Below are 24661 nucleotides of genomic sequence, written 5' to 3' on the forward strand. Positions count from 1 at the left end.
TCATACTGGGAGGCCGACAAGAACCCGATCTCTGTGTCCAGCTCGCGTACGCCTTGCTGGCGAGGATGGTGGTGGGCGACAGCGCGCCGTGGAACGCCATGGTCTTGAGCTCGTCGGTCGCGTACGAAGCGTCCCAAACCAGCGTGTCGATGTTGAAGTGACCGCTGTACCAGACTGCGGCTTTCAGGGTGCCGGTGGCAGCCAGGGCGGCAGCGTGCGGGAGGACACCAATCGGCTTGATGTCGTCCGCCGGGTCCACGTTGCCCGTGGGCGAGGGCCAGCTTGTTGTTGGCATCCAGACCGACGACGGAGAACTGTTCGAACGAAGTATCGTTCTCCATGTCGAAGTGGTACGCCGGTTTCAGCTCGGGGTGATTTCCGGCCAGCAGTTCGACGTTGAAATAGGTGTCGAGTTCTTCGAATGCCGCCCGGCCCGGGTCAGCATAGGGGATGGTCACGTTTGCCATTTGCAAACACTCCTTTGTTCAGCCCTGACTGGGCGGGGTGGTTTTGTTCAGTCCTGAGGCTTCTTGAAGCCCGCGAGGCAGTATTCACGGGCTGCCTTTGCGCGAGCGGCGCGACGGGCTTCCTTCGGATCGACATCGTTTTCGGAATCGTCGGAGGCACCGACTTTCGGTTGCGGGGTGCCGTCCATAGCGGCTTCCAGCATCCCGGCGGGGGCACCGGCGCCAGTGGGCGTGCCAGTGGGGGTCTGGGTCGCCGCTTCCACCGGCAACTTCGCCAGCTGCACGAGCGCCTGGTCTGCGGCCACGCCGCGATCCACCATCATGCGAGCGGCTGCCGGCCGCTCCTTCGCTTCGGCAGAGTCGAGGATCGCTGCGACGCGGGCGCGTTCGGCATCCGCACCGGCCGCTTTGCCTGCGGTCTCGGCTTCCACGCGGGCCGCGGCGACGGCTGCCTCGTGATCTGCGAGGGGCAGGGTATCGGCCACGTTTTTATCGGCCATGGGTTCTTCTCCTGTATCAGGGTCGTTGAAGGAGGCCGCGAAGGCCGCGAGTGCGTCGTCGGTGCTGCCGATCTGATCGGCCAAACCGTTTTCGACGGCTTCGTGTGCGAGGAAGGTCAGGGCGTCAGTCGCATCGACATCCGCCTCCGACATCCCCCGGTTCCGCGCCACGAGGGCGACGAATTCGGAGTGTGAGAAATCCACGCTTGCCTGCATCTTGGCTTGTGCGGCCTTCGACAGAGCTTGGTAGGGTCCACTCTCAGCCTTGCGAGGTTTGGAGCGGATCGGTGTCACCGTGACGCCGCGGGTATCGAGGGCGCACGAGTATTCCACGTGGGTGATGATGACTCCGATGGAGCCGACCCCTCCCGAACGGGTCACGGTGATGCTGTCAGCGACGGAGGCCGTCGCGTATGCTGCGATATAGGCGTAGGAGTCCGCGAATGCGCGGATCGGCTTCTCGCCACGGCGTGCGTAAATCTTGTCGTTGAGCTCGAAACAGCCGTCCACCAATCCGCCGCCGGACTTCACGACGAAGGGCGGGTTCGGGAGCTGGCAGGCGCGCGACAAATGGCAATCCAGATTGCGCCGATGGTAGCGGCACAGGGGTTCGTGGAGGTTCCCATCTGGCTGGCCATGTGTGGCATCTACCCCGCCGGTCGTGAGAAGACGTTTCGGGGTAATCCGAAGCTGACCCCGTGGGATCGGGTGCAGGAGGCGATGGACGCCGGGCGATGGCCAGCTTCGAAATCAGTCGAGTTGAAGAAAGCAGGCAGAGGTTAGCTCAGCAGGTCCACAAATTTGTCAGGGTCGGCGGGTTCTGCCGGTCCCGTTCCCAGCAGGTCGATATAAGGTTCGGCCTCGCCCCCTGCCTCGGCCTTGTCCAGAAGTGCGGACCACCAGTGCATCAAGGTGCGGCGCTCATTCAGATATTCGGCAGCGTTGTAGGCAGCGCGCACCTCATTCTTTTCCTCATGGCTCAACTGCTTTTCGATGACCTCCCCCCGGAACAGGCCGCATTCATTAAGGGCGGTGGAGGCCGTAGAGCGGAAGCCGTGAACAGTGGCCTTGGTGTGGTAGCCCATTCGGTACAGAGCAAAGATCATCGTGTTGTTGCTCATGTTCAGCAGCGGTTCGCCGGGCTCAGCCCTTTCGATCAGGCGGCGGAACAGGGCCTCGGTCGTGTCAGTCAGGGGGACGATGTGTTCGGTCCCCATCTTCATGCGATCAGCCGGGATGCGCCACACCTTCCCCACGAGATCCACTTCTTCCGCCCGCAAGCCGTGGGTCCGCACGCCGCCGTCGGTCTTGCCGACCAGTTCCTTCGTGCGGACGAATGTGTGCAGGATCAGTTTGAGCGCAATCCTAGTTTCTTCCTCACCCTCATAGTCGTTCAGCTTGTTGAAGAACTCGGGCAGTTGGTCCAGTTTCAAACGCGGGTTGTGTCGCACCTTCGGTTTCGGCTTGAGCGACTTGGTGAGGTCCATGGCCGGGTTCACGTCGCACCATTCCTCACTTATGGCGAGCGAGAAGATGTCGCGAGCATAGCCGCCGATCCGACGCGCGGTTTCGATGGCCCCGCGGTCCTCAACTGACCGCAGGGCTGCGATCACGTCGGACCGAGTGACCTCGGTGAGGGGTGTGTGGCCAAGGCTGGGCAACAGGTCACGGGCGACACGGTTCCAAACGCGCCCGGCGAAGCCGTGGGACCACCTGTCCTGTTCTTTGTGGAACCAGAACTCGGCGGCGTGACTGAACGTCTTCGACTTGAAGGAGGCATCGTCCAGGGCGCGTGGGTCGAGACCCTTGGCGAGGGCTTCACGCATCTGGGCGCGCATCGCCCGGGCCGACTTGAGAGGGAGTGCCGGGTAGTCGCCCATCATCAGGCGTTCTTCCTTCCCGTCGAAACGGTAGCGGAATTCCCAGACCTTCCTGCCCGTTTTTCGGACGCTGAGAGACATCCCGTCCCCGTCAGCCAATGAGTAGTTTTTGTCACCAGGTTTCGCATGATCGCATTGAAGTTTGCTCAGTGGCATCATGAGTTCCTTCGCATCTTGACAATGAGGCAATTTTAGAATCGCAGCATTGCATCTCCCGCGTGCCACAGGAAGGCGCCGCGTGCCACACTCGCGTGCCACATCGGCTGGGACTACCCGGGACTAAATACACCTTAAAGTTGTGTGTTTCAGGCTACAGGATTGATTTGACACGATTTCATAATCGCGTGTTATTCATCTTGCAGTTGCTTGAAGGATGGTTGGTGGCGTGGGGGGGACTTGAACCCCCGACCTAACGATTATGAGTCGTTCGCTCTAACCAACTGAGCTACCGCGCCGAACCGTGGGCGGGGGATAAGGAACGGCGCAGTTGGCGTCAAGCGGAAAACCCGAGCGAATGTGAAGATTGTTTTCCCCTGCCGTGCGGGAGGTTGCGCCAGAGTGGTGGACGGACCGTTTCCGCTGGACGGGTGCCGCTGGTTTCCGGGCGCCAGGGCAAGTCGGATCTCGTTTGAACCTGGGTAGCGCGATCCCGGCCGCCGTTCGACGGGCGGTGGCGGTCACTTCACGATCTTCTCATCCTTGACGAACATGTTGCTCCACGCCCGGTCGATCAGTTCAGGCGTCATCTTGTAGGGCAGGCCCTCAAAGTCGCAAACGGCGATCATCTGGTCGATCAGGAAGACGGGTTGGTAGTTGGCGAAGACGTTCTTGATCGTCGGATATTTGGTCTTCAACAAGTGCACCAGCGAAGCCTCGTCGAGCTGCATCTTCTTTTTGCGGGCCACGAGGGCGAAGATCTTAAGGAAGTTTTCCTGGCTGGGTCCGTCGATCTTGATCTTGAAGAAAATGCGGCGCAGCGCGGCCTGATCGAAGATCTCGTTCGGGTGGAAGTTCGTCGAGAAGATGACAAGCGTGTCGAAGGGCACTTCGAACTTCTCGCCGGACTGGAGGGCGAGGATGTCCTTGCCCTCCTCCAGCGGTACGATCCAGCGGTTCACGAGGCTCTGCGGCGGTTCGGCCTGGCGTCCCAGGTCGTCGACGATGAAGATGCCGCCAGTGGACTTGAGCTGCAGCGGCGCCTGATAGGTGCGGGCCGTGGAGTTGTAGACGAGGTCCAGCATAGACAGCGAAAGCTCGCCCCCCGTGATGACCGTCGGGCGCTTGCACATGACATAGCGGCGGTCGAAACGGGCGCGCTGGCGCAGGGCATTGGGGTCCTCTGCATCCTCTTCGGCCTTCGAATGCACGATCGGGTCATAGACTGTAATGACCTGTCCGGAATACTCCAGCGCACGCGGCACGTAGATGCGGTCGCCCATGGCGTCACGAATGCCGTTCGAGATCGACGACTTGCCGTTGCCCGGAGGGCCATACATCAGAATGGAGCGACCCGACGAGACAGCGGGCCCCAGGTTGGAAATCAGATCGTCCGGCAGGATCAGGTGCCCCATCGCCGAGGTCAATTGTTCCCGGGTGATCTGGATGTTGCGGATCGACTGACGTTCGACCTGCTCGCGGTAGACCTCCAGCGGGACGGGCATCGGTCCGAAGTACTCCGACTGCGCCAGCGCATCGAGGGCACGGGCCTTGCCGCTGTCCGTCAACTGGTACGGCATTTCGTTGGCGACCTGTCCCGCGGCACCAAGGGTGCCCATCGCCTCCATCAGGCCCTGGCCACGGGCCATGTCGATAAGTTCCTGGCAAACGGGGACGGGCAGGCAGACAGCGCGGGCCAGTTGCGTGACCTTGTTCGTGTTCTTGCGAAAAAGCGTCTTGAGGACGATGTCGCGCATCATCACGGTCGACAGGCTCATGTCTTCGAGCCTGCGCGGCGCCGGGGGCGCGATAACGGTGCTGCTTTGCATGTTCATTTGAAAGGTCCTGCCCGGATTGCCCGTTTGTTGGTTGCCAGAGTGACAATGGTTTGTGGCAGGGCTAGGGCAGGCTTTGGGACATTTGGAGAGGGGCGCCTTCGCCTTGCGCCCGCGTCGAAACCTCTTCGATTGCGCTGTGCCTCCGCGAAACGTCTTGACGTGGCGGGCGCTTCACGCGACTTCAATAAACGAGCAGCTTTTCAAAAGGGGGCGACAGGTGACCCCAAATTCCAAGTGGTGGTCGCTTGCCGCGATCATTCTCTTCCTGACGCTTGCAGGATGCGCGCCGGGCGAAGAGGTCGAGGACGACCCGAACCCGTTCGCACCATCCGTCGATCCGAACGGACAGGCCGTCGACGGGATGATCGTCGGCCATCGGCTCATGGAAGCGGGGGAGTATCAGCTCGCGCTCGAAGCGTACACGCGCGCGGCGGGCGAAGAGGGCATAAACGCCGAAACCCTGACGGCGCTCGGGTCCGTCAACCTTGCCCTGGGCCGCCTCAACCAGGCAGAAGGCCTGCTGCGCCGGGCCGTTGAGCTTGAACCGGACTGGGCTGAAGCGTGGAACAACCTCGGCGTGCTGCTGATGGAAAAGGGCGAAACATCCGAGGCAAGCCTCGTCTTTAAAAAGGCCTATGCCCTCGACAATGGCCAAAACGACTCAATTCGCGATAATCTTCGCTTGGCGCTCGCAAAATTGGAAAATAGCCGGTATGATCCGGGGCAAGAAGAAGAATTCAGGCTCGTGCGGCGTGGAAGCGGATCGTATCATATCCGGCGAAACGGCGTATAAAGGAGCCGTATGGCCGCCCAACGCGGTGGCAGAGGCATAAAAACATCCGCCAGCAAGGTGGAGAAAAGGCAGAGCAGCAAGAGGACGCAGGCAACATGCGCCATCTGATCCGTGTGACATTGGGCGTGGCCGTGGCGGCGTCGCTTTCCGCGTGCGACAAGACCGGGGACAAGGTCGAAATGGACCGCAAGTTCCAGGGCGTCAACGTCATAGACGAGACGAACCTTAACGAAGTCATGCTTACAGTCGGCGACCCGAACGAAGCGGTCGACTATTTCAAGCGTTCGTCGACGTCGGAGCCGGACCGGATCGATTTCCAACGCGGGCTGGCGTCCAGCCTGATCCGGGCGAAACGCTTCCCCGAAGCGCGAATTGCCTGGGCGCAGGTGGTGGATCATGAGGAGGCGACCAACGAGGATCGGGTGGCCTTGGCCGATGCGCTGATCCGCACAAACGACTGGGACCAGGCGGAAAAGGTCCTGATGTCGATCCCGCCAACCCACGAGTCCTTCAAGCGCTATCGGCTCGAGGCGATGATCGCGGACGGCAAGAAGGACTGGAAGAAGGCGGATGCCTTCTATGAGGTCGCGCTGGGACTGACGACAAAGCCCGCTTCGGTTATGAACAACTGGGGCTATTCAAAACTGACGCGCGGCGACTTCCGCGAGGCGGAGCGGTTGTTCGGCGAGGCGATCAACGCCGACCAGACAATGTTCACCGCAAAGAACAACCTCGTCATGGCGCGCGGTGCGCAGGGCAACTACACCCTGCCGGTCATCCCGATGACCCAGCCGGAACGCGCGGAATTGCTCTACACCTTGGGTCTAGCGGCGGTGAAACGCGGCGACGTGCAGATCGGCAAGGGGTTGCTGCGCGAAGCGGTGGAGACCCATCCGCAGCACTTCGAAGCTGCCGCCCGTGCCCTCTCCGCGCTTGAAGACGGCGCCTGAGGGGCGTCGGAGATGTCGATAACGGTCACTGAAGCCGCTTGGTTCCTGCCTTTCGTCCTCCCGGTCTGCCTGTACATCATGTACACGGACATGAAGGGCATGCGCATTCCGAACCATTCGGTCCTGGCGATGTTCATCATCTTCGTGGTCGTCGGTTTCATCGCGATGCCCTTCGATGCTTACCTCTGGCGTTACGTGCACCTGATCGTGGTACTGGTTGCCGGTATCGCCTTGAATGCCGGTGGGGCCGTCGGAGCCGGTGATGCCAAGTGGGCGGCCTCGGCCGCGCCTTTCATCGCCCTCGGCGACCTGCGGTTCCTCATGATCCTCTTCGCGGCGAACCTGCTGGCCGCATTCGTCGCGCACCGGATAGCCAAGTTCACTCCGATAAGGCGGCTGGCCCCGAACTGGGAAAGCTGGAACGCCGGGTCGAAGTTTCCCATGGGGCTCGCCCTTGGCGGGACCATGGCGATTTACCTCGGCCTCGGCCTTTTCTACGGGCAGGCCGCCGGCTGACATCCCCTTGATTGTGCCATGCATTGCGCCGCGCCCTTTCGGACGCGACGCTTGTTCTTCATGTAGGTCGGCTCAATTCCCGGCCATGGCACCCATCTGCGTGATGCCCACGGCAGAGGGGCCGACAAGAATGATCAGCAACGGCGGCACTGTCAGCATCATGGTTGTGAGCGTCATCTTCGTAGGAAGCTTGTTGGCCGCTTCCTCAGCGCGCATCACGCGCTTGTCCCGCATCTCTCCTGCATAGACGCGCAGAGCATCGGAAATCGACGTACCGAAGGTCTGGGCCTGGTTCAGCACGGTGACGAAGCTGGACACGTCCTGCGAGCCGCACCGCTCCGACATGTCGTTCAGCACCTGGCTCCGATCCTTGCCGGCCTTCATCTCGTGGCTGATGATCTCGAACTCATCGGCCAGCGCGGGGTAGGACGCGCGCAGTTCCTTGGCCACACGGATGATCGACTGTTCCATCGACTGCCCGGCCTCCACGCAGACGAGCATCATGTCGAGCGCGTCCGGGAAACCCTGCTGGATCTCCTCCTTACGCTTCTCCATGCGCTTGGTGATCCAGTACTTCGGGGCAAGGTAGCCGACGCAGCCCGGGCCGAGGATGTACATCAGCTTCGTGGTCATATCCGCTTCTTCGGGGTTCACGAAGAAGAGGTAATACCCGGTGCCCGCCGCCAGCATCCCGAGGCCAAGCGCGAACTGCATGAAGTAATAGACCTGCACCGCGTCTTTCGTGCGGTAGCCTGCCTGAAGCAGCTTCAGCTTGATTTCGGACAGCTCCTTGGCGTCCTGCGGTTCGAGGAACTGGGCATACTTGTTCAGTTTCTCGTTGCGGCGCTTGTCGCGCAGGACGGCGCGCGCCTGCGCGTCCATCTTCTTCTGCGAGGTCTCCTTGAGCTTGTCCAGCGGGTCCGGCTTCGTGTTCAGCATGATCGGAATGGTCGCAAGGATCAGCAGGATCGCGAGACCTGCAACCAGGATCAACGGACCGGCGGGACCAAGAAGATCGGTGATTGCAGTGTTGAGTTGGTCGAGCATGGGTGTCTCCTCAGACCTTGATGTTCACGAGCCAGCGCATGACGATCATGTTCAGGGCAAGCATGATGCCTACGATGAAACAGGCCGGAATAAACCACGGGTGGTCCAGAACTTCGTCGTAGTAATCGGGCTTGGCGACCTGGATGAAGATCAGCGCCATGACGGGGAAGCCGGACAGGAACTTGCCGGACCACTGTGCTTCGGCGGTGATCGCCTTCACCCTGCGGAACAGGCGGAAGCGGGCGCGGATCACCTTGGCCAGGCCTTCGAGAATCTCGGCGAGGTTGCCGCCTGCCTGCTGCTGGATCGCCACGGCGACCGCAAGGAATCGCAAGTCCTGCATGTCGAGACGTTCGGCCATATGCTTGAGCGCTTCGCCGATGTCCCTGCCGTAGGCGGATTCGTCGGCGATGATGCCGAATTCGGTGGCCAGGGGATCCTTGATCTCCTTCGAGACGATGGTGATCGCCGAGGTGAAAGGGTGGCCGACGCGCAGCGACCGCACCATCAGTTCGACCGCATCGGGCAGCTGTTCCTCGATCATGGAGAGGCGCTTCTTGGCCTTGGTGCCGACCCACATGTAGACGCCCCCGATACCCATACCCGCCGAAAGCACGACGCGGATGGCCAGCCCGGTCTCCGTCCCGATGCTGAGGCCGACGAAGGCTACAACGGACGCGCCCGCCATGATCATCATCAGTTGCTGGGGCGTGAAGGCGATGGCCGCCTTGTTCGCCTTGTCCGCCAGCAGCGAATAGATCGGCAGGGAACGGCTTTCCATGTGCTGGTCCATCTCCTTGCGGAGCTTGGCCAGGACGTCCTCGCGCCGGTCCCCACGGTCGAGCATTTCGAGCCGCCGGTTGACCTTGTTGGACAGGGAGATCGACTTGCCGAAGGCGACCAGGTAGATGCCGTTCACGAAGACGAGGACGCCGACGAAAATCAGGCCGTATATGATCGGTGCTGCAGAGAGCATGTTCGTGACTCGCTTTCAGTTAATCCGGGCGAAACGGTTCGTAGATCGAGGCCGGGATGTCGTAACCCCACATCCGGAACCGCTCCGAAAAGGCGGACCGCACGCCGGTCGCCGTGAAGTGACCGATGATCTTGTTGTCCGGCGTCAGGCCGACCCGCTGGTAGCGGAAGATTTCCTGCATGGAGATGACGTCGCCTTCCATGCCGGTGATTTCGGTAATCGATGTCATGCGGCGGGAGCCGTCCTGCAGACGCGAGGCCTGCACGATGAGGTTCACGGCCGATGCGATCTGCGAGCGGACCGCCTTCAGCGGCATCTCGATCCCGGCCATGGCGATCATGTTTTCCAGACGCGCAACACCGTCCCGCGCAGAGTTCGCGTGGATCGTGGTCATGGAGCCGTCGTGGCCCGTGTTCATGGCCTGGAGCATGTCGATGACTTCCTCGCCACGGGTTTCCCCCACGATGATCCTGTCAGGGCGCATCCGCAGGGCGTTCTTCAGGCAATCGCGGGGCGTTACCGCCCCCTTGCCCTCGACGTTCGGCGGGCGGCTTTCCATGCGGCCCACGTGGCTCTGTTGAAGCTGGAGTTCCGCGGTGTCCTCAATCGTCAGGATGCGCTCGCTGTCGTCGATGAAGCTGGATAGCGCGTTGAGCGTGGTCGTCTTCCCCGAACCCGTACCGCCCGACACGATGATGTTCAGACGGGTCGCCACCGCAGCCTGAAGGTACACGGCCATCTCTTCGGTGAAGGCGCCGAAATTCACGAGGTCGTCGATGCCCAGCTTGTCCTTCTTGAACTTCCGGATCGAGACAAGGCTGCCGTCGATGGCGATCGGAGGCACCATGGCGTTGAAACGCGATCCGTCCATCAGGCGGGCGTCGACATAGGGGTTCGATTCATCGACGCGACGGCCGACGGCGGACACGATCTTGTCGATGATCCGCATCAGGTGCTTCTCGTCCTTGAACGTGATGTCGGAAAGCTGCAGCTTGCCCGACCGTTCGACGAAGATCTGATGCGGGCCGTTCACCAAAATGTCCGAGACGGTCTCGTCCTTGAGCAGGGCTTCAAGCGGACCCAGTCCCTTCACCTCGTCGTAGAGGTCGGTCATCATCAAGCGTCGCTCGTCGCGGTTCAACACGATGCCGCGTTCGGTCAGCGACTCCGTCGCAATCTGTGAGATCTCCTCACGCAGCTCGGCCTCCGTGGCCTGGTCCAGAGCGGCGAGGTTGAGGTTCTCCAGAAGGGCGCGGTGCAGTTCCAGCTTCACCTCGCCCAGGCGTTCCTTGCGCTTCTTTTCCTTGTCGACATTGGCGCCCTGCGCGGCGGCCTTCGGTGCCCCCTTGCGGCGCACGGCGGACGGTGCGCGCGCCTCGACCTTGCGGTCCGCCGATTCCGGGGCTGCAACGGTTTCCACCCTGGCCGCGGGGCGGGGTGGCTCCTTCAGGCCGGATTTCTTGTAGCGTGAGAACATTCAGTTGGTCCTTCGCGATCAGGCAGCCTCGGCGTCGTCGGCACCGATTGCGTTGAGTTGTTGCGCCAGCTTCACGATTTCCTTGCGGAGCGGGTTCTTGGCGGCATGCGCGGCCAGTGGCAGCCCGTGGTCGCAGGCCTGCATCACGGCGCGCCCGCCGTCGGGAAACTGCAGATCCAGAGAAATACCGAGGCTGTCGGCCATGCGCTTGACCCTGCTCTTGCCTTGCAGGTCGGTGAATTTCGGGGAACGGTTCAATGCGAAACGGATCTTGTCGAACGGCAGATCCTCGGACTGCAGCATCCGCTTCAGCCGCAGCGTGTTCTGGGCAGATCGCATGTCCAGTTCCACCAGCGCGATGTAGATCTGCGCCTCTGTCAGGACGGTCTCCGTCCACTGGACAAGCGTGCCGGGCATGTCGACCACCACGTAGTCGAAGTGGTCGCGGGCGATATCCAGCAACTTCGATACATCGCTCGGACCGATCAGGTCGAGCGGAAGGATGTCGGCGGGCGACGTAAAGACCTGAAGCTTGTCCTCAAAGGAAACCAACGCCTGCGCAAGGCTTTCGCCGTCCATCGACTCGATGTCGGACAACGTCTCGAACACGGCTTCGCGGCGCGGCAGGTCCAGATAGGTCGCAACCGATCCGAACTGCAGTCCGAAATCGATCAGACAGACCTTGGGTGGTTTGTCGCCGCCGACGGCGGTCAGTTCGTAAGCCAGGTTCACCGCCAAGGTGGTCGCGCCGCACCCGCCGGAAAGGCCTTGAACGGCAATCAGGACGCCGTCGCCGCCACCAGACAGCTTGACCTTCGCAGGTGCGCTGGCCTCCTGTGGTGGCGCGGGTTCGGGTTCCGGTGCACGCAACCTTTCGACCGCCTCGGCCAGCTCACCCTCGGGCAAAGGGTAGGGGATGAATTCGTCGGCGCCGCTGCGCAGCAGCTGGTGCAGGGAGGCGGGCGTGACGTCTTCGGCAATCAGGATGACCTTGATGCCGCGTGAACGCGTCCCCTTGATGATCGCCGCCAATTGCGAGATTTCACCTTCGTCAATGGCGTCGATGGCCATGGCCACGAATTCCAGTGATGCGGCCTCCGGCTGGGACATGAAAGCCAGAGCTTCGTCGAAACCCAGATCGCCCCAGGCTTCCCCCAGAACTGTTTCCATGTCCTCGATCAGCAGGTCGAAGTTCTGCACGTCCCGGCTGATCGTGCAGGCAAGGATCGGCGCGGGATCTGCCTGCGTGGTCGGTGTACTGGTCATGCCTCTTTCGTCCTTTTCTCGCGCGTTCCGGACATCGACGGGCTTCTGCCCGCCCTCCGGTGAACGCGGTCGCCGAGTCGGGTCGGCGCACGGGTGGTTCCGTTCCAGAATCACTCCGAAAGGCGGCGACAATGGGGCTAAATTTCCGAATTTGTGCGAAGTTTGAGGGCGGGCATAAGATTGTTCGCGCCACAGGAAAACCCGGTCGGAAACCGCAGACCGGCCCGCCACACATGTAACGCGCGCCGCGACCCGGGGGACCGCGGCGCGCGTTGCATGTCAGTCCCGACTTGGCGTCAGTTGCCGATCTGAAGCTCGGACCCGGACTGTGTATCGAGATTGGATTCCGGCGCGGCGCTGTTGACGTACTCGCGATAGATGATCTCGGCGTACTTGCCTTCCAGAACCTGAGGGTGTCCGGCAACGAAACCCGACACCTCGGTCACTGTGCGCCGGTTGCGGCGTTCGCGCCCTTCGGTCACGATCAGCGGCTGCGTTTCGCCGAAGGAAACCACGGCTTCGAGGCGTGAACGGGAAATGCCCTGGCTCACCAGATAATTGACCACCGCGTTGGCGCGGCGCAGGCCGAGCGACTTGTTGTAGGCCTGGTTGCCGACCTTGTCGGCGTGGCCGTAGACGCGGAAACGGACCTCGGGGAACTGGCGGATCCAACGCGCCTGTTCGCGCAGCGTGTCGATCGCGCCCTGATCGAGCTGCGCGGAGTTGAACGCAAAGTTGACCGTGGTCATGACCTCGGCGGCGAACCGTTGCGACAGGTCGTAGACGTACTGCTTTTCGCCGGTCATGTACTGGTGGTTGTTCATGGTGGCGTCGCCGAAGTTGCCCGGATCGACCTTGACGCCAACCTCGTTGTTGAAGCCGCGTGTCATCGTGGATTGCGTGTCGTTGGAACAGCCGGCGGCCAGAAGCCCTGCGGCGAGCCCGGTCAGGGTGAGGCGGAGGAGGGGTCTTTGGGCCATGGTCTCTCTCAATCCATCACGTAGCCGTAGGAGCCGTTGAAGTCCTGGTTCGCGACCTCGGCGGCAGCGCCAGACCGTGGCCTGCGTCCGTTGCCATCGATCTTGCCATTCAGGAACAGTTGGCGTTCGGAGGGCAGGGTCACGCGGTCGGTGGGCAGGGCCAGCGCTTCGCCCCGGGTCGGAGTCACGAGGTGCGGGGTGACGATGATGACCAGTTCGGACTGTTCACGCTGGTATTCCGTCGACCGGAACAGCGCGCCGAGGATGGGGACATCGCCGATCCAAGGTACCTGGCCATTGAGGTCGGCGAAGTTTTCCTGCAGCAGCCCGGCGATGGCAAAACTTTCGCCGTCCCGCAGTTCCACCGTTGTCTTTGCCTCGCGGCGTGCGAACCCCGCGATGGTCACGTCCTGAAAGGTGATGCCGTTGGCCGAGTCGACAGAGGACACGGCCGCTTCCAGTTCGAGGTTGATGAGGTCGCCGTCGATGACGCGGGGTACGAAGGCCAGTTCCACACCGAACGGCTTGAATTCCACGGTCACGCTGTTGTCGCCCTGCGCCGTCGGCACGGGGTATTCGCCGCCAGCGAGGAAGCTGGCCTCCTGGCCGGACAGGGCGGTCAGGTTCGGTTCCGCGAGTGTCCGGACCATACCTTTGGATTCAAGGGCTTCAAGCAGGATCCCGACTTCGAGCCCACCGGCGTTGAAGCCAAAGAGCACTGCACCCTCGGTGCCCAGTCGGCGGGGAAACAGCTTGTCGGCGACCAAGTCCCGTTCGGCGAGTGTGCCGGCATTGCCCGTCCCCAGTTCGACACCCAGATCGCCGGTCGAGCCGCCGGTGGCGAGCGAGGCGCGCAGGGCTTTGGAGACAGAACGCCGCATTTCCGCGAAGCGTACTTTGAGCATGACCTGCTGGATGCCGCCAACCACCATCAGGTTCGACACGCGGTCGGGTGCGTAGCGCTGCGCAAGGTCCAGCGCGCGCTCCATGCGGGCAATCGAAGACACCGTTCCGGAAAGGACGATACCGTCGTTGGCTGTCCGGACCTCGATCCTCTCTTCCGGCAGGATCTGCGTCAAGCGTTCCTTGAACTCGGTCACATCCGCCGCGACGCGGACATCGACATTGGTGATGAGCTGCCCCTGCGGATCGAGGATCGTCAAGGTGGTCGTGCCCGGCTGCTTGCCGAGAACGTAGATCGTGCGGTCCGACAAGGACGAGATGTCCGCGATGGAGGGGTTGGCGATGGACAATTCCGCGAATGGCGTGTCGCTCTCGACCACCACGGCCCGGTTCATGGGAACAGAAAGGACAGATTCCGTACCGGTTCGAACGACGCGAATGGAATCCGCGTGCGCCGGCGGCGACATGGTCGCAATGCCCAAGGCAAGCCCACAGAGAGCCGCCTTCAGATAGCCGTCAAATGTCATGTGACCTGCCTTTCGATCACGCCTCATCCGCAGGTCTTGTCGCCTGCATTTGCAATGAGTTTGGTTCAGTTCGGGAAATTAATCAAGAATCAAGGGCTTTGAGCACGTAGTTTCTGTGGATAAGGGGCAACAGACAGGTTTTCGGTGGGCCAAACGACAAGGGGCCCCGAGTTGCGGGCCCCTTGGTTACAGAGTCACATGTTATCTTGTATCAGTTGGTGCAGGGGATCGGGATGTTGACCACCTCTGCGCCGCGGCGAACCCGGGTGCTGCAGACCTGCTCACGCTGGACCGGCTCCGGGGCGGCGGCAGGTTCGGCGCGCGTCAGTCCAAGCATTGACATCTGGTCGACCTCGGTGGTGATCGCCTCTCCGTCTTCGTTCTGCGAAATCAGGGAAAGCGTCAGTTGTCCGGTCGATTGTGCGTGGGTCAGGACCAGCGTCTGTTCGCGGGTGGCGGCGACGGTGACGGTCCGAGCGATGGACGTCCCGCTGGTGTCCGCTTCGGAGTTCTGGTCGATGGCGATCAGGCGGATGCCGGCCAGGATCATCTTTGTCACCTCACCGCGCGGCATGTTGGGATCGCGGCTGTCCACGCGACCCGTCCAGTATACATCCACGCGGTCGCCGGGACGCAGGAAGCCGGACACACCTGAAGCCACGTCCACGCGGATCGCGAATGCGCTTTCTCCGGGCTTCAGATAATGGGTCAGGCCGGCGGATCCGCCAGGCTGGGACACCTTGCTGGGCACGATGGCCTCGAACGCGTCGATGGCGCGCAGGGCGACTCGCGGTTCCATGTTCTCTGTCAGGAGGGGGGTTTCCTCGTCGAAGATGCCTTCCGGCATGATCTCTTCCGGCCACGGCGCGAGGCGGATGTCCTCCTCCGTGATTTCCTGGCCGTAGGCGATGGGTCTGGCGGACACGTAGATCTGTTTGGTCGGCACGGAAACATGTGTCTGCTGCCGTGCCTGGACAAGCGCCGTTTCGTAAGCACCGATGTAGTTCTGCGCCATGTAGACGGCAAAGCCGGCAAGTCCGATGCCCGCGAGAAGGACGAGTCCGAATACAAGTCGCATGTGGGTTCTCCTGTAATGGGCGTCAGCCCGGTCATTGGACACCGGGATAGCCGAGGAAAAAGGTTAACTCAGGCAGAAATCATGACGATCTCGTGGCCGAAGCGGATGCGTGGGATCCGAGACAGAACGTAGGGCATCACTTACCTTCGGGCGCGGTGTCCTGCATGAACTGGCCGATCCCTTCGCTAAGCTCCATCGTGGTGCTGTCCATGATGGTTGTGGCCAACAGGCACAGGCCGACCATCGCCGCGGTCAGTACGATCCAGTCTATCGTGACCGCGCCAGTTTCGTCTGTGAGGAATGTGGTGAATATCTTGGTAAACATCCGGAGTGCCTCTCGCGTTTAGCCTTATCCACGTTGCGCGGATTTTCCCGTCTCGTCGGGCGGCCGCGTTCTGCAGCAGCAGTCGTTCATGTGGCGCACATGCCGACAGATGCTTCTGCGCGCATCCGAAAGCTCCGGGATACCTTGGTATCGTTCGGTGGTCATGTGGTGGCGAAAGCGGGTGTGAAGCGCGCTTCTGCCTGGATCGAAAAAGGCGCGGCAAGCATTTGCCGCGCCGGGGCGGACCACCCTGTGCCGGGCGGTCCGACGCGAGAAGCGATTAAGGCTTCTTCGCTTCGAGCAGGGCCTGCTCTGCGGCGACTTCGCCGGCTGCTGCGTTGATCAGCGCGTTGGCGTTGGTCTCGATCTGGGTGTAGGCGGCGATGGCCAGGCCCACGACGGCTGCGGTCAGAACGACCCAGTCAACGGTCACGGCGCCGGATTCGTCATTGCGGAAGTTCTTGATGAAGTTGATCATGGTCTCTCTCCGTAGTGTGTAATGTGTTGCTCACGTTCACCAGCTTGGGGTCGGTAGCGGGCCTCTCTCATTGCCCTGTCCCTCGTTGGTATGACCCTATAAAGCACGTGATTTGCGGCGAGATTTTGGCCGCTTTGCATTAATTTCACGGTCGTTCATATTTTTTTAAACACCGTGATAGAGGTCTGAATTTAAAAGGAAAAGTAATGGGGCGCTGCCTGTGAATGAATGCAAATATATCCTAACGGACAGGCAACTGCGGCAGACAATGCCGCAATCCGTTTACAAAAGTGGTTTTTTTCACCGGACTGTGCCAGACTGACTGCAATACCCCCCAAAACGGCACAGAACCGGGGACGAGCAGTAAATGACACAGAAACTCTTCGCGGCGGTCCTTGTGGCTGCAACATGCGCCTTTGCGTCCGACAGCATGGCGCAACAGGCGTTTTCCGATTTTTCTGCACGGCGCGTGTCGCCCCCCAAGGCCGGAGCGTCCAAACGGATCACGGTTCAGGTGGCCCCACGGGCGAACCCCGCCGTGCCGCCTTTGCCCTTGCCCAGACCGTCCGAGGAAAAGGCGTCTGTCTCTGCATCGGCGCCCGATGCGGTGCCGCGTACCGGCAGTTATGCGTGGTTCTGGGACACAGTGTCTCCGGCGCAAACCGACAGCGGACCCGGTCGTCTTGAACCGGCGCTTGCCACGCTGGGCAAGGGGCCGGGGGGCGCACGTGTGGCCGCTCCACGATTGCAGGCCCTTCAGGACATCGCTGCACGTCACGGCAAGGATCTGTTGCGAGAGACGGTGGGAACGCGCGTTTCGCCGGCGCTCGCCCTGGCCGTCATCTATGTCGAGTCGGGTGGCCGTCCCGATGCAAAAAGCAGCGCGGGTGCGCAGGGTCTCATGCAGCTCATGCCCGATACGGCCAAACGCTTCGGAGTCGAGGACTCGCTGGACGCGGTGCAGAACATCAAGGGCGGCGTCCGCTTCCTGGATTTCCTGATGGAAAAGTTCGAGGGCGACCCGATCCTTGTCCTCGCGGGCTATAACGCCGGAGAGAACTCGATCGGTGCAAATCAGGGTGTGCCGGACTACGCTGAGACCCGCGACTACGTCCCGAAGGTGCTGGCGGCTTTCGAGGTCGCCCGTGGCCTGTGCCTGACACCGCCGCAACTGGCGTCGGATGGCTGCGTTTTCCAGGTGGCGGCGCGCTAGGGCAGCACGGCGCCGGGGTTCATTATGCCTGCCGGATCGAGCGCCGTCTTGATTGACCGCATCGCTGCAAGCTTTGCCGGATCGGTGTAACGTGTCATGTCGTCGGTCTTAAGGCGCCCTATCCCGTGTTCCGCACTGACCGAGCCGCCCATCCCATGTGTCAGATCGTGCACGCAGGACTTGATCGCCTCCCTTTGATGGGCGTGGTCCGCGCGGGTCTGGCCGTCCTGCGGGAAAACATTGAAGTGCAGGTTACCGTCGCCCAGGTGGCCAAAACAGTTGATGCGGAACGAGCCGATAGCGTTCAGCGCTTGCGTCGCATCGACGATGAAGTCGGGGATCGCCGAGAGCGGCAGGGAGATGTCGTGGCTCGAAATCGAACCGATCCGGCGGTTTGCTTCAGGGATGTGTTCGCGTACGTCCCAGAACTGCTGCGCCTGGGTCTCTGACGATGCGATGAGACCGTCGTCCGAAAGCCCCTGGTCGAGCGCTTCGGCAAAGAGCGTCTCCAGCGCGGCAACCGGGTCTGCGCCACGTCCCAGCCCGATCTCGATCAGCACGCACCATTCGGGGGGCGTCTCCCATGGGCGGCGGATGTCGGGCAGCTCTGCTGCGAGGAAGTCCAGGCCCTGCCGGTGGATCAGTTCGAAGGCCGATACGGTCTCACCCAGCTGGTCGCGTGCCAAGGCCAGCAGGTCGAGCGCCGCGCGCGGTGAGCTAACCGCCAGAAAAGCCGTGCCTGTGGCCGCAGGACGCGGCGACAGGGCCAGCGAAGCTGCCGTGATGACGCCCAATGTCCCCTCGGCGCCGATCAGCAGGTGACGCAGGTCGTAGCCGGTGTTGTCCTTGCGCAAGCGCCTGAGCCCATGCCAGACCGATCCGTCGGGCAGAACGGCCTCCAGCCCCAGGACAAGGTTCCGGGCGTTGCCATACCGCAGTGTATTGATCCCGCCGGCATTGGTGGACAGAAGCCCCCCGAGCCGCGCAGATCCCTTGGACGCAAGCGAAAGCGGAAACAGACGGTCCATCGCCTCTGCCGTGTCGTGGATGTCGCTCAGGATTGCGCCGGCTTCGGCAACCAGCGTGTTTTCCTCGGGATAGGTCGCGCGGATCGCGGTCATCCGTTCGAGCGACAGCAAGAGCGGCTGACCTTCCGGGGCGATCTGCCCGCCCACAAGCCCCGTGCCGCCACCATAAGGCACGATCCCGGTGCGCTTTCCGGCGCAGTGCCGGACGATGGCGGCAACGTCTTCGGTGCTGCGGGGCAGGGCAACCCATGCCGACGACCCTTGCCAGCGGCCGCGCGGCTCCTCCAGGTAGCGCGGCTCGGCCCGGCGCAAGGTGTCGTCGGGCAGCAGGGGGCGCAGCGTATCGGCAAGGGCGTCATCGGCGGGGGCGAGGGGCATGGTGTTTTCCTTCCGTCGTCGCCATTTCCTGTCCCTCATACGGGTGGGTTAATCAAGGGGCGGGTGTCATTCGCGCAGCCATTGGGGCCGCAGAACGACCACCGTCGGGCGCGCGGGCAGGGTCCGCAGGCTCACTTCCATAGACGGGGAGTCGCGCCTGTCGATGGCAAAGGTTTCGCCGATCTGGGAAAGAAAGGTTTCAAGCCCGTAGTCCGAGAACCAGTGCATCGGGATCACGACCGAAGACTTCAGCCGTTCCAGCATGGGCACCACGCGCGACAGAGGCAGGGTCATACCGCCATCGACCGCGACCATGACCACGTCGAGCCGCCCAAGTGCGGCGAACTGTTCGTCGGTGGGAATGTGGTGCAGGTGCCCGAGATGCCCGATGCAAAGGCCTTCGACCTCGAAGACGAAGATGGAGTTGCCCTTTTCCTCCATCCCTCCATAGCCGGACCGGATGTTGGTTGAGACATTGCGAACCAGCATCTCTCCGAGGTCTAGATAGTGGTCGATGCCGGTTCCGAACGGCTCGCCCCAGCCGGGCAGGACGTGCGGGATGGCGGGATCGGGGTTCGCTGTCCAATGGGTGCTGTGTGCGTGGTTCATCGTCACGACGTCCGGGATCAGGGGCACGTTGCCGATGAAGCCTGTAAAATCGGTGACCGCCGTCATCCCGCCCTGTGTCTGGAGCAGGAAACTGGCGTGAGAGATGTAGTGCAGACGGACGGAGTAGTCAGGGACGGGGTCCGTCCAGGATGCCTTGTGCAGGTATTCGAGACCCGGCGCCGCATCGGCGATGGCGATACAATGCGACGGGCGGCGCTGGTCCTGCGCTGTGGCGGATGTGGCGGCAACGGCTAGGAAGGCGAGGGCGAGGCGGATCATGGACGTCTCCTGGCTCCGGGAAGGGAGTCGGAGTGAACTCCGACCTACACGGGGCCGGCGCCAGAAAGGCAGGAACGGCACCGACCCGCAGGTCAGCCTAGCGCGACACGCGTTTTCACCAAAGCGTGCCGAGCCCGCTCAGAGGGGCTTTGCGTTCACAACGGGTTGAACTGCGGGTGAACTAGCCGACGGTCGTCTTGCCGCGCCGGTCGCTGCGCAGGCAGGCGTACAGGACATGGGTGCGCCAGCGACCGTTGATCTGCAGGTAGCTTTGCGCGACGCCCTCGTACTTGAAGCCGGAGCGTTCTAGCAGCCCGCGCGACGCCGTGTTTTCGGGCAGGCAGGCCGCTTCCAGGCGGCTGAGCCCCAGTCGTTCGAAGGCGTGATGCGTGACGGCGGCGATGGCCTCTGCCATGTAGCCGTTGCGCGCGTAGGGCTGGCCTGTCCAGTAGCCGAGCGTGCCAGCCTGCGCCGGACCGCGCCGTATGTTGTCGAGCGTGATCGCCCCCACAAGCGCGTCGTCTTCGCGTCGGATCAGGAACAGCGGCACCGCGGTCCCGCCGCTGATCGAGCGCGACGCCCAGTAGACGCGGTTCGTGAAGGCCTTGCGCGACAGGTGATCCGCGGCCCATGTCGGCTCCCAAGGTACCAGGAAGCCCCGGCTTTCCGAACGCAGCGTCTGCCAGGGCGTGTAGTCGGAATGCATGGGAGGGCGCAGTGTGAGACGTTCCGTCTCGATCCGGAGCTTCCGCCGGAAAGAGAGCATCACGCAGCCCGCCGTGCCTGCAGTTTTTCCAGGGAGGGCGCGCCGTCGACAGGTCCGTAAAGCGCCAGTGCCGCGGCGGATTGCGCGACCTGCGCCTCGGCGAAGGCGAGCACGCCCTCGCGGGTGACGGCGTCGATGCGGGCCACTGTCTCTTCTATCGGCGGCACCTTTCCCCAGATCTGCACCATGCGCGCCATGCGCTCGGCCCGGCTTGAGGGGCTTTCGAGCCCCATCAGCAGGCCGGCTTTCATCTGGGAACGGGCGCGTTCGATTTCGGCATCCGACATGGTGTCCGCCGCGCGCTTCATCTCGTCCACGGTCAGATCCAGCAATTCGCCCATCTCGCTGCCCGAGGTGCCGGCGTAGATCGTCGTCATGCCGGTGTCGGCATAGGCGCCCGACTGGGCGAAGATGGTGTAGCAAAGGCCGCGCTTTTCCCGGATCTCCTGGAACAGGCGGGAGGACATGCCGCCGCCAAGTGCAATGGCGTAGATCTGCGCGGTGTAAAACCCCGGGTCCCTGTAGCCCGGCGCCTCGAAGGCGAGCGCCATGTGCGCCTGCTCAAGATCCTTGACCCGCCGCATCTCGCCGCCATGAAACAGCGCGCCTTCGGCGTTGCGGCCCGGCCGGGGCAACAGATCGCCGAAGAGGCCTTCGGCCTGTTTGACCAGCGCGTCGTGGTCGACCGCGCCAGCCGCGGACAGGATCATCTGGCCGGGGCCGTAATGCTCGTGCACGAACTGCTGCAGATCGGCGCGGGAGAACGCCTCGACCCGTTCCGCTTCGCCCAGGATAGTGCGGCCGATGGGCTGGTTGGGATAGGCTTTTTCCTGCAGCCAGTCGAAGATGATGTCGTCCGGCGTGTCATGCGCCTGGCCGATTTCCTGCAGGATGACATGCCGCTCCGTGTCGATCTCCTTCTCGTCGAAGATCGGGTTCCGCAGAATGTCGGCGAGCACATCGACCGCCAGGGCGGTATCGGCCTTCAGGACGCGGGCGTAGTAGGCCGTCACCTCGCGCGAGGTATACGCGTTGATGTAGCCGCCGACATCCTCGATGGACTCGGCGATCTGCAGCGCGGTGCGCCGCGTCGTGCCCTTGAACGCCATATGTTCGAGGAAATGCGCGATGCCGTTCTGTTCCACGCGTTCGTGCCGTCCACCCGCTGTCACCCAAAGACCGAGGGCGGCGGATTGAAGGCCGGGCATCTTCTCGGTGACGATGCGAAACCCGTTGGAGAGCGTGGAAATCTGGACGGTCACTTGGTGATACGCTCCTGAATAAGGTTTTCGAGGGCGGACAAATCGTTGGCCACGCGGGTCAACCGTTCCGCACGCTCATACAGGTCGGACATGCGATTTGGAAGGGGGGGGCGAATACCCGTGGCCTTTTCGACGGCATCCGGGAACTTCGCCGGATGCGCGGTGGCCAGCGTGATCATCGGGGTCTTCGGATCCCGCAGGGCCTCTGCCACACGGACGCCCACTGCGGAATGCGGGCACAGCAACTCGCCCATCGTGGCCTGCGCAAGGCGGATGGTGTCCAGTGTTTCGTCCTCTGACACACGGCCGGAGTCGAAGTGTTCGCGCAAGGCCTGCAGGGCGCCCTGGCTCACATTGAAACCGCCTGCCTTGAGCTCGTCCATCAGTTGCGCCACGGCCCCGCCGTCGCGGTTGTAAGCGTCGAAAAGGGCGCGCTCGAAGTTGCTGCTGACTTGGATGTCCATCGACGGGCTGATCGAGGGATGAACCTCGGAGGTCTGGTAGTCGCCCGACGTCAGGCAGCGGTGCAGAATATCGTTCTGGTTCGTCGCCACCACCAGCCGGTCGATGGGCAGGCCCATGCGCTTGGCGATGTAGCCTGCGAAGATATCTCCGAAGTTGCCGGTGGGGACGGTGAAACTGACGGTGCGGTCCGGCGCACCGAGGCTGACGGCGGACGAGAAGTAGTAGACGACCTGTGCCAGGACACGCGCCCAGTTGATCGAGTTCACGCCGGCGAGCCGGACGGTGTCGCGGAACTCGAAGTGGTTGAACATGTCCTTCAGCCGCGCCTGACAGTCGTCGAAATGTCCGTCCAGCGCCAGGGCGTGCACGTTTGCCTCTGGCGGTGTGGTCATCTGGCGGCGCTGTACCTCGGACACGCGACCGTGCGGGTAGAGGATAAAGACGTCGACGTTGTCGAGTCCCTTGAATGCCTCGATTGCGGCCGAGCCGGTGTCCCCGGAGGTGGCGCCAACGATGGTCACCCGCTCACCTCGCCGCTCCAGCGCCTCCTGAAAGAGCTGGCCGATGAGCTGCATCGCGAAGTCCTTGAAGGCCAGCGTCGGCCCGTGGAACAGTTCCAGCAGGAAATGGTTCGGCGCCAGTTGCACCAGCGGCGCGCGCGCGTTGTGCCCGAACCCGGCGTAGGCCTTGGCGATCAGGTCGGCAAAGACTTCGTCGGTGAAGCCGTCGCCGACGAAGGGCCGCACCACGCGAAAGGCAATGTCCTCGTAGCTCAGGCCCTCCAGCGCCCTGATGTCGTCGGCGGACATCTGGGGAATGGTCTCGGGCACATAGAGCCCGCCGTCACGGGCGAGGCCGGACAGCATGGCCTCTTCGAATGACAGGGCCGGGGCCTGGCCTCGGGTAGAGATGTAACGCATGTCAGTCGGTGCCTTTCGCGATACGGCGCAGCCATACGCCGGTCATGAGGAGCCAAACCGCGGCCAGCGAGAACCACGTGATGGCGTATTGCAGATGATCGTTGGGAATGCCGGAGGTGTCCACGGGCAGCGGATCTATGGCCTCGTCGACCGGGTCGACACTTCGGGCGATGACCAGGAGCGGCTCGGTGTCCAGCGCTTCGGACATGGGGCCGATGTCCCGGGCGAACCAGGTGTCGTTGTCCGGGTCGTTGTCGGGCGTCGAGGAGTTGCGGTCGTCGGGCCAGTGCAGGTTGCCGGTCAGCCGGACGGGCCCCGCGTAAAGGGCGGCGTCCTTACGGTCGATGGGGGTGAAGCCGCGATCCACAAGCAGCCGGCGCCCGTCGTCGGTGGTGAAGGGGGAGATGACCCGCCATCCCGCCCCGCGCAGCTTGGCCGAGACCAGCACGTGCAGCGACTCGTCGCCGATCTCGCCGGACAGGTCCACGGGTTGATACCGCTGCGCCGAGGGGTCGACCATGACGGGCAAGGGTTGGGCGGGGCCGGAGATCGTGGCCTCCATATCCGCGAGGAGGCCCTGCTTCCAGTCCAGGCGCTGAATCTGCCACGTGCCCAGCCACAGCAGGATCGCGCATCCGGCAATACCGATCAGCAGGGGGGCGAGGTAGCGTGTCACATGCGTCTCCGGAAACGGAAAAGGCGCGCCCGGTGGGGCGCGCCTTGGTTTACCTTGTGAGGCGTCGGGCGCAAGCCCTGTGGCCATCGACGGGGGCTCAGCCGCCCCAGATGTAAACTGCCGCGAAGAGGAACAGCCACACCACGTCGACGAAGTGCCAGTACCAGGACGCCGCTTCGAAGCCGAGGTGGTTCTCCGGGGTGAAGTGGCCGCGGTAGACGCGCATCAGGCAGATGAACAGGAAGATCGTGCCGATGATGACGTGCGCACCATGGAAGCCGGTCGCCATGAAGAAGTTGGCGCCATAGATGTTCCCCGAGAAGCCAAACGCCGCGTGGCTGTATTCATACGCCTGAAGAACGGTGAACAGAAGACCGAGGATGACCGCGATGATCAGGCCCTGCTTGATCTCGTCGCGACGGTTGCCATGGACCAGCGCGTGGTGCGCCCAGGTCGCTGCGCAGCCGGAACACAGGAGGATCAGCGTGTTGATCAGCGGCAGGTGCCAGGGGTCGAACGTCTCGATCCCCGCCGGCGGCCAGACGCCATCGACAGCCGGGCTCATGCCGTTCGGGTCGATGGGGTAGATCGCGTGCTTGAAGAAGCTCCAGAACCACGCGAAGAAGAACATCACCTCCGACATGATGAACAGGATGAACCCGTAACGCAGGCCGATCAGGACGACCGGCGTGTGGTCGCCGACCTGGTTCTCCTTCACGGTTTCGCTCCACCAGCCGAACATGGTGTAGAGGACGCCGACGAAGCCGATGAGGAACATCCAAATCGTGATGTCCTTCATCCACAGCACCGCGCCGAAGAGCATGATGAACCCGGTCACTGCACCCAGGAAAGGCCAGATGGAGGGGTTCAGAATGTGATAGTCGTGGTTCTTAGCATGCGCCATGGCA

At 62.6% G+C, this 24661-nt stretch carries 23 protein-coding genes and 1 tRNA gene; 4 read left to right on the forward strand and 20 right to left on the reverse strand.

The window, feature by feature from the left end:
- Nucleotides 1–514: 514 nt before the first annotated feature.
- The 4 genes from ABFK29_RS07255 to ABFK29_RS07270 all read right to left on the reverse strand — a co-directional run bounded on the left by ABFK29_RS07255 (nt 515) and on the right by ABFK29_RS07270 (nt 4838).
- Nucleotides 515–1537 carry a S49 family peptidase gene (locus ABFK29_RS07255; RefSeq protein WP_005856526.1) on the reverse strand — a complete coding sequence of 341 codons (1023 nt, stop codon included), beginning with the start codon at nt 1535–1537 and terminating at the stop codon, nt 515–517.
- Between the two features lie 209 nt (nt 1538–1746).
- On the reverse strand, nt 1747–3006 hold the full coding sequence (locus ABFK29_RS07260) for a tyrosine-type recombinase/integrase (protein ID WP_050772369.1): 1260 nt from the start codon (nt 3004–3006) through the stop codon (nt 1747–1749).
- Between the two features lie 219 nt (nt 3007–3225).
- Nucleotides 3226–3302 (reverse strand) — tRNA-Met (locus tag ABFK29_RS07265).
- A 222-nt stretch (nt 3303–3524) separates the two neighbouring features.
- The gene (locus ABFK29_RS07270; protein ID WP_005856533.1) at nt 3525–4838 is read right to left on the reverse strand and encodes a hypothetical protein; all 1314 of its coding nucleotides are present in this window, start codon (nt 4836–4838) and stop codon (nt 3525–3527) included.
- Nucleotides 4839–5058: 220 nt separating this feature from the next.
- Here ABFK29_RS07270 and ABFK29_RS07275 point away from each other — a divergent pair, with 220 nt between their 5' ends.
- The 3 genes from ABFK29_RS07275 (at nt 5059) to ABFK29_RS07285 (ending at nt 7100) form a co-directional block, all read left to right on the forward strand.
- A complete protein-coding gene (locus ABFK29_RS07275) occupies nt 5059–5634 on the forward strand; it encodes a tetratricopeptide repeat protein (protein ID WP_005856535.1) in 576 nt (191 codons plus the stop codon).
- A 95-nt stretch (nt 5635–5729) separates the two neighbouring features.
- Nucleotides 5730–6584 carry a tetratricopeptide repeat protein gene (locus tag ABFK29_RS07280; RefSeq protein WP_005856536.1) on the forward strand — a complete coding sequence of 285 codons (855 nt, stop codon included), beginning with the start codon at nt 5730–5732 and terminating at the stop codon, nt 6582–6584.
- Between the two features lie 12 nt (nt 6585–6596).
- Nucleotides 6597–7100 (forward strand): prepilin peptidase, encoded by a 504-nt coding sequence (locus ABFK29_RS07285; protein WP_005856538.1) that lies wholly within the window; start codon nt 6597–6599, stop codon nt 7098–7100.
- Nucleotides 7101–7172: 72 nt separating this feature from the next.
- Here ABFK29_RS07285 and ABFK29_RS07290 read toward each other — a convergent pair whose 3' ends face one another.
- The 9 genes from ABFK29_RS07290 to ABFK29_RS07330 all read right to left on the reverse strand — a co-directional run bounded on the left by ABFK29_RS07290 (nt 7173) and on the right by ABFK29_RS07330 (nt 16157).
- Nucleotides 7173–8147, reverse strand: a complete 975-nt coding sequence (locus tag ABFK29_RS07290) for a type II secretion system F family protein (protein WP_005856540.1) — start codon at nt 8145–8147, stop codon at nt 7173–7175.
- 10 nt (nt 8148–8157) lie between these two features.
- Complete coding sequence (locus ABFK29_RS07295) at nt 8158–9123, reverse strand: type II secretion system F family protein (protein WP_005856542.1); 966 nt, start codon at nt 9121–9123, stop codon at nt 8158–8160.
- 19 nt (nt 9124–9142) lie between these two features.
- Nucleotides 9143–10600, reverse strand: a complete 1458-nt coding sequence (locus tag ABFK29_RS07300) for a CpaF family protein (RefSeq protein ID WP_005856544.1) — start codon at nt 10598–10600, stop codon at nt 9143–9145.
- 18 nt (nt 10601–10618) lie between these two features.
- Nucleotides 10619–11866, reverse strand: a complete 1248-nt coding sequence (locus tag ABFK29_RS07305) for an AAA family ATPase (protein ID WP_005856546.1) — start codon at nt 11864–11866, stop codon at nt 10619–10621.
- 296 nt (nt 11867–12162) lie between these two features.
- Nucleotides 12163–12846 carry an OmpA family protein gene (locus tag ABFK29_RS07310; protein WP_005856548.1) on the reverse strand — a complete coding sequence of 228 codons (684 nt, stop codon included), beginning with the start codon at nt 12844–12846 and terminating at the stop codon, nt 12163–12165.
- An 8-nt stretch (nt 12847–12854) separates the two neighbouring features.
- Complete coding sequence (locus ABFK29_RS07315; protein WP_005856550.1) at nt 12855–14276, reverse strand: type II and III secretion system protein family protein; 1422 nt, start codon at nt 14274–14276, stop codon at nt 12855–12857.
- Between the two features lie 211 nt (nt 14277–14487).
- Nucleotides 14488–15354 carry a Flp pilus assembly protein CpaB gene (gene cpaB / locus ABFK29_RS07320; RefSeq protein ID WP_005856552.1) on the reverse strand — a complete coding sequence of 289 codons (867 nt, stop codon included), beginning with the start codon at nt 15352–15354 and terminating at the stop codon, nt 14488–14490.
- Between the two features lie 136 nt (nt 15355–15490).
- Nucleotides 15491–15679: a hypothetical protein gene (locus ABFK29_RS07325; RefSeq protein ID WP_005856554.1), complete on the reverse strand. Its 189-nt coding sequence runs from the start codon at nt 15677–15679 to the stop codon at nt 15491–15493.
- A gap of 280 nt (nt 15680–15959) precedes the next feature.
- The gene (locus tag ABFK29_RS07330) at nt 15960–16157 is read right to left on the reverse strand and encodes a Flp family type IVb pilin (protein WP_005856555.1); all 198 of its coding nucleotides are present in this window, start codon (nt 16155–16157) and stop codon (nt 15960–15962) included.
- A gap of 367 nt (nt 16158–16524) precedes the next feature.
- On the opposite strand from ABFK29_RS07330, the gene ABFK29_RS07335 reads away from it, so the two are divergent.
- A complete protein-coding gene (locus ABFK29_RS07335; RefSeq protein ID WP_005856557.1) occupies nt 16525–17370 on the forward strand; it encodes a lytic transglycosylase domain-containing protein in 846 nt (281 codons plus the stop codon).
- On the opposite strand, the gene ABFK29_RS07340 is transcribed toward ABFK29_RS07335, so the two are convergent.
- From ABFK29_RS07340 to ABFK29_RS07370, 7 genes are all read right to left on the reverse strand, one after another.
- Nucleotides 17367–18776: an FAD-binding oxidoreductase gene (locus tag ABFK29_RS07340; protein ID WP_005856559.1), complete on the reverse strand. Its 1410-nt coding sequence runs from the start codon at nt 18774–18776 to the stop codon at nt 17367–17369. The genes ABFK29_RS07335 and ABFK29_RS07340 overlap by 4 nt on opposite strands.
- Nucleotides 18777–18842: 66 nt before the next feature.
- Nucleotides 18843–19664 carry an MBL fold metallo-hydrolase gene (locus ABFK29_RS07345; protein ID WP_005856562.1) on the reverse strand — a complete coding sequence of 274 codons (822 nt, stop codon included), beginning with the start codon at nt 19662–19664 and terminating at the stop codon, nt 18843–18845.
- 181 nt (nt 19665–19845) lie between these two features.
- The gene (locus ABFK29_RS07350; RefSeq protein WP_005856564.1) at nt 19846–20430 is read right to left on the reverse strand and encodes a GNAT family N-acetyltransferase; all 585 of its coding nucleotides are present in this window, start codon (nt 20428–20430) and stop codon (nt 19846–19848) included.
- Complete coding sequence (locus ABFK29_RS07355) at nt 20430–21692, reverse strand: M16 family metallopeptidase (protein WP_005856566.1); 1263 nt, start codon at nt 21690–21692, stop codon at nt 20430–20432. The genes ABFK29_RS07350 and ABFK29_RS07355 overlap by 1 nt, the downstream gene beginning before the upstream one ends.
- Nucleotides 21689–23077 carry a threonine synthase gene (gene thrC / locus ABFK29_RS07360; protein WP_005856567.1) on the reverse strand — a complete coding sequence of 463 codons (1389 nt, stop codon included), beginning with the start codon at nt 23075–23077 and terminating at the stop codon, nt 21689–21691. Before thrC ends, ABFK29_RS07355 begins: the two co-directional genes overlap by 4 nt.
- 1 nt (nt 23078) lies before the next feature.
- A complete protein-coding gene (locus ABFK29_RS07365) occupies nt 23079–23753 on the reverse strand; it encodes an SURF1 family protein (RefSeq protein WP_005856570.1) in 675 nt (224 codons plus the stop codon).
- Between the two features lie 97 nt (nt 23754–23850).
- Nucleotides 23851–24657: a cytochrome c oxidase subunit 3 gene (locus tag ABFK29_RS07370; protein WP_005856572.1), complete on the reverse strand. Its 807-nt coding sequence runs from the start codon at nt 24655–24657 to the stop codon at nt 23851–23853.
- Nucleotides 24658–24661: the final 4 nt, after the last annotated feature.

It is taken from the genome of Sagittula stellata E-37 (assembly GCF_039724765.1).
Taxonomy (GTDB): domain Bacteria; phylum Pseudomonadota; class Alphaproteobacteria; order Rhodobacterales; family Rhodobacteraceae; genus Sagittula; species Sagittula stellata.

Excerpts from the sequence above, each read along its gene's own strand:
- ABFK29_RS07260 (WP_050772369.1), bottom strand. The coding sequence starts at position 3,006 with ATGATGCCACTGAGCAAACTTCAATGCGATCATGCGAAACCTGGTGAC.
- ABFK29_RS07270 (WP_005856533.1), bottom strand. The coding sequence starts at position 4,838 with ATGAACATGCAAAGCAGCACCGTTATCGCGCCCCCGGCGCCGCGCAGG.
- ABFK29_RS07280 (WP_005856536.1), top strand. The coding sequence starts at position 5,730 with ATGCGCCATCTGATCCGTGTGACATTGGGCGTGGCCGTGGCGGCGTCG.
- ABFK29_RS07285 (WP_005856538.1), top strand. The coding sequence starts at position 6,597 with ATGTCGATAACGGTCACTGAAGCCGCTTGGTTCCTGCCTTTCGTCCTC.
- ABFK29_RS07290 (WP_005856540.1), bottom strand. The coding sequence starts at position 8,147 with ATGCTCGACCAACTCAACACTGCAATCACCGATCTTCTTGGTCCCGCC.
- ABFK29_RS07295 (WP_005856542.1), bottom strand. The coding sequence starts at position 9,123 with ATGCTCTCTGCAGCACCGATCATATACGGCCTGATTTTCGTCGGCGTC.
- ABFK29_RS07300 (WP_005856544.1), bottom strand. The coding sequence starts at position 10,600 with ATGTTCTCACGCTACAAGAAATCCGGCCTGAAGGAGCCACCCCGCCCC.
- ABFK29_RS07305 (WP_005856546.1), bottom strand. The coding sequence starts at position 11,866 with ATGACCAGTACACCGACCACGCAGGCAGATCCCGCGCCGATCCTTGCC.
- ABFK29_RS07310 (WP_005856548.1), bottom strand. The coding sequence starts at position 12,846 with ATGGCCCAAAGACCCCTCCTCCGCCTCACCCTGACCGGGCTCGCCGCA.
- ABFK29_RS07315 (WP_005856550.1), bottom strand. The coding sequence starts at position 14,276 with ATGACATTTGACGGCTATCTGAAGGCGGCTCTCTGTGGGCTTGCCTTG.
- cpaB (WP_005856552.1), bottom strand. The coding sequence starts at position 15,354 with ATGCGACTTGTATTCGGACTCGTCCTTCTCGCGGGCATCGGACTTGCC.
- ABFK29_RS07325 (WP_005856554.1), bottom strand. The coding sequence starts at position 15,679 with ATGTTTACCAAGATATTCACCACATTCCTCACAGACGAAACTGGCGCG.
- ABFK29_RS07330 (WP_005856555.1), bottom strand. The coding sequence starts at position 16,157 with ATGATCAACTTCATCAAGAACTTCCGCAATGACGAATCCGGCGCCGTG.
- ABFK29_RS07335 (WP_005856557.1), top strand. The coding sequence starts at position 16,525 with ATGACACAGAAACTCTTCGCGGCGGTCCTTGTGGCTGCAACATGCGCC.
- ABFK29_RS07340 (WP_005856559.1), bottom strand. The coding sequence starts at position 18,776 with ATGCCCCTCGCCCCCGCCGATGACGCCCTTGCCGATACGCTGCGCCCC.
- ABFK29_RS07345 (WP_005856562.1), bottom strand. The coding sequence starts at position 19,664 with ATGATCCGCCTCGCCCTCGCCTTCCTAGCCGTTGCCGCCACATCCGCC.
- ABFK29_RS07350 (WP_005856564.1), bottom strand. The coding sequence starts at position 20,430 with ATGCTCTCTTTCCGGCGGAAGCTCCGGATCGAGACGGAACGTCTCACA.
- thrC (WP_005856567.1), bottom strand. The coding sequence starts at position 23,077 with ATGCGTTACATCTCTACCCGAGGCCAGGCCCCGGCCCTGTCATTCGAA.
- ABFK29_RS07370 (WP_005856572.1), bottom strand. The coding sequence starts at position 24,657 with ATGGCGCATGCTAAGAACCACGACTATCACATTCTGAACCCCTCCATC.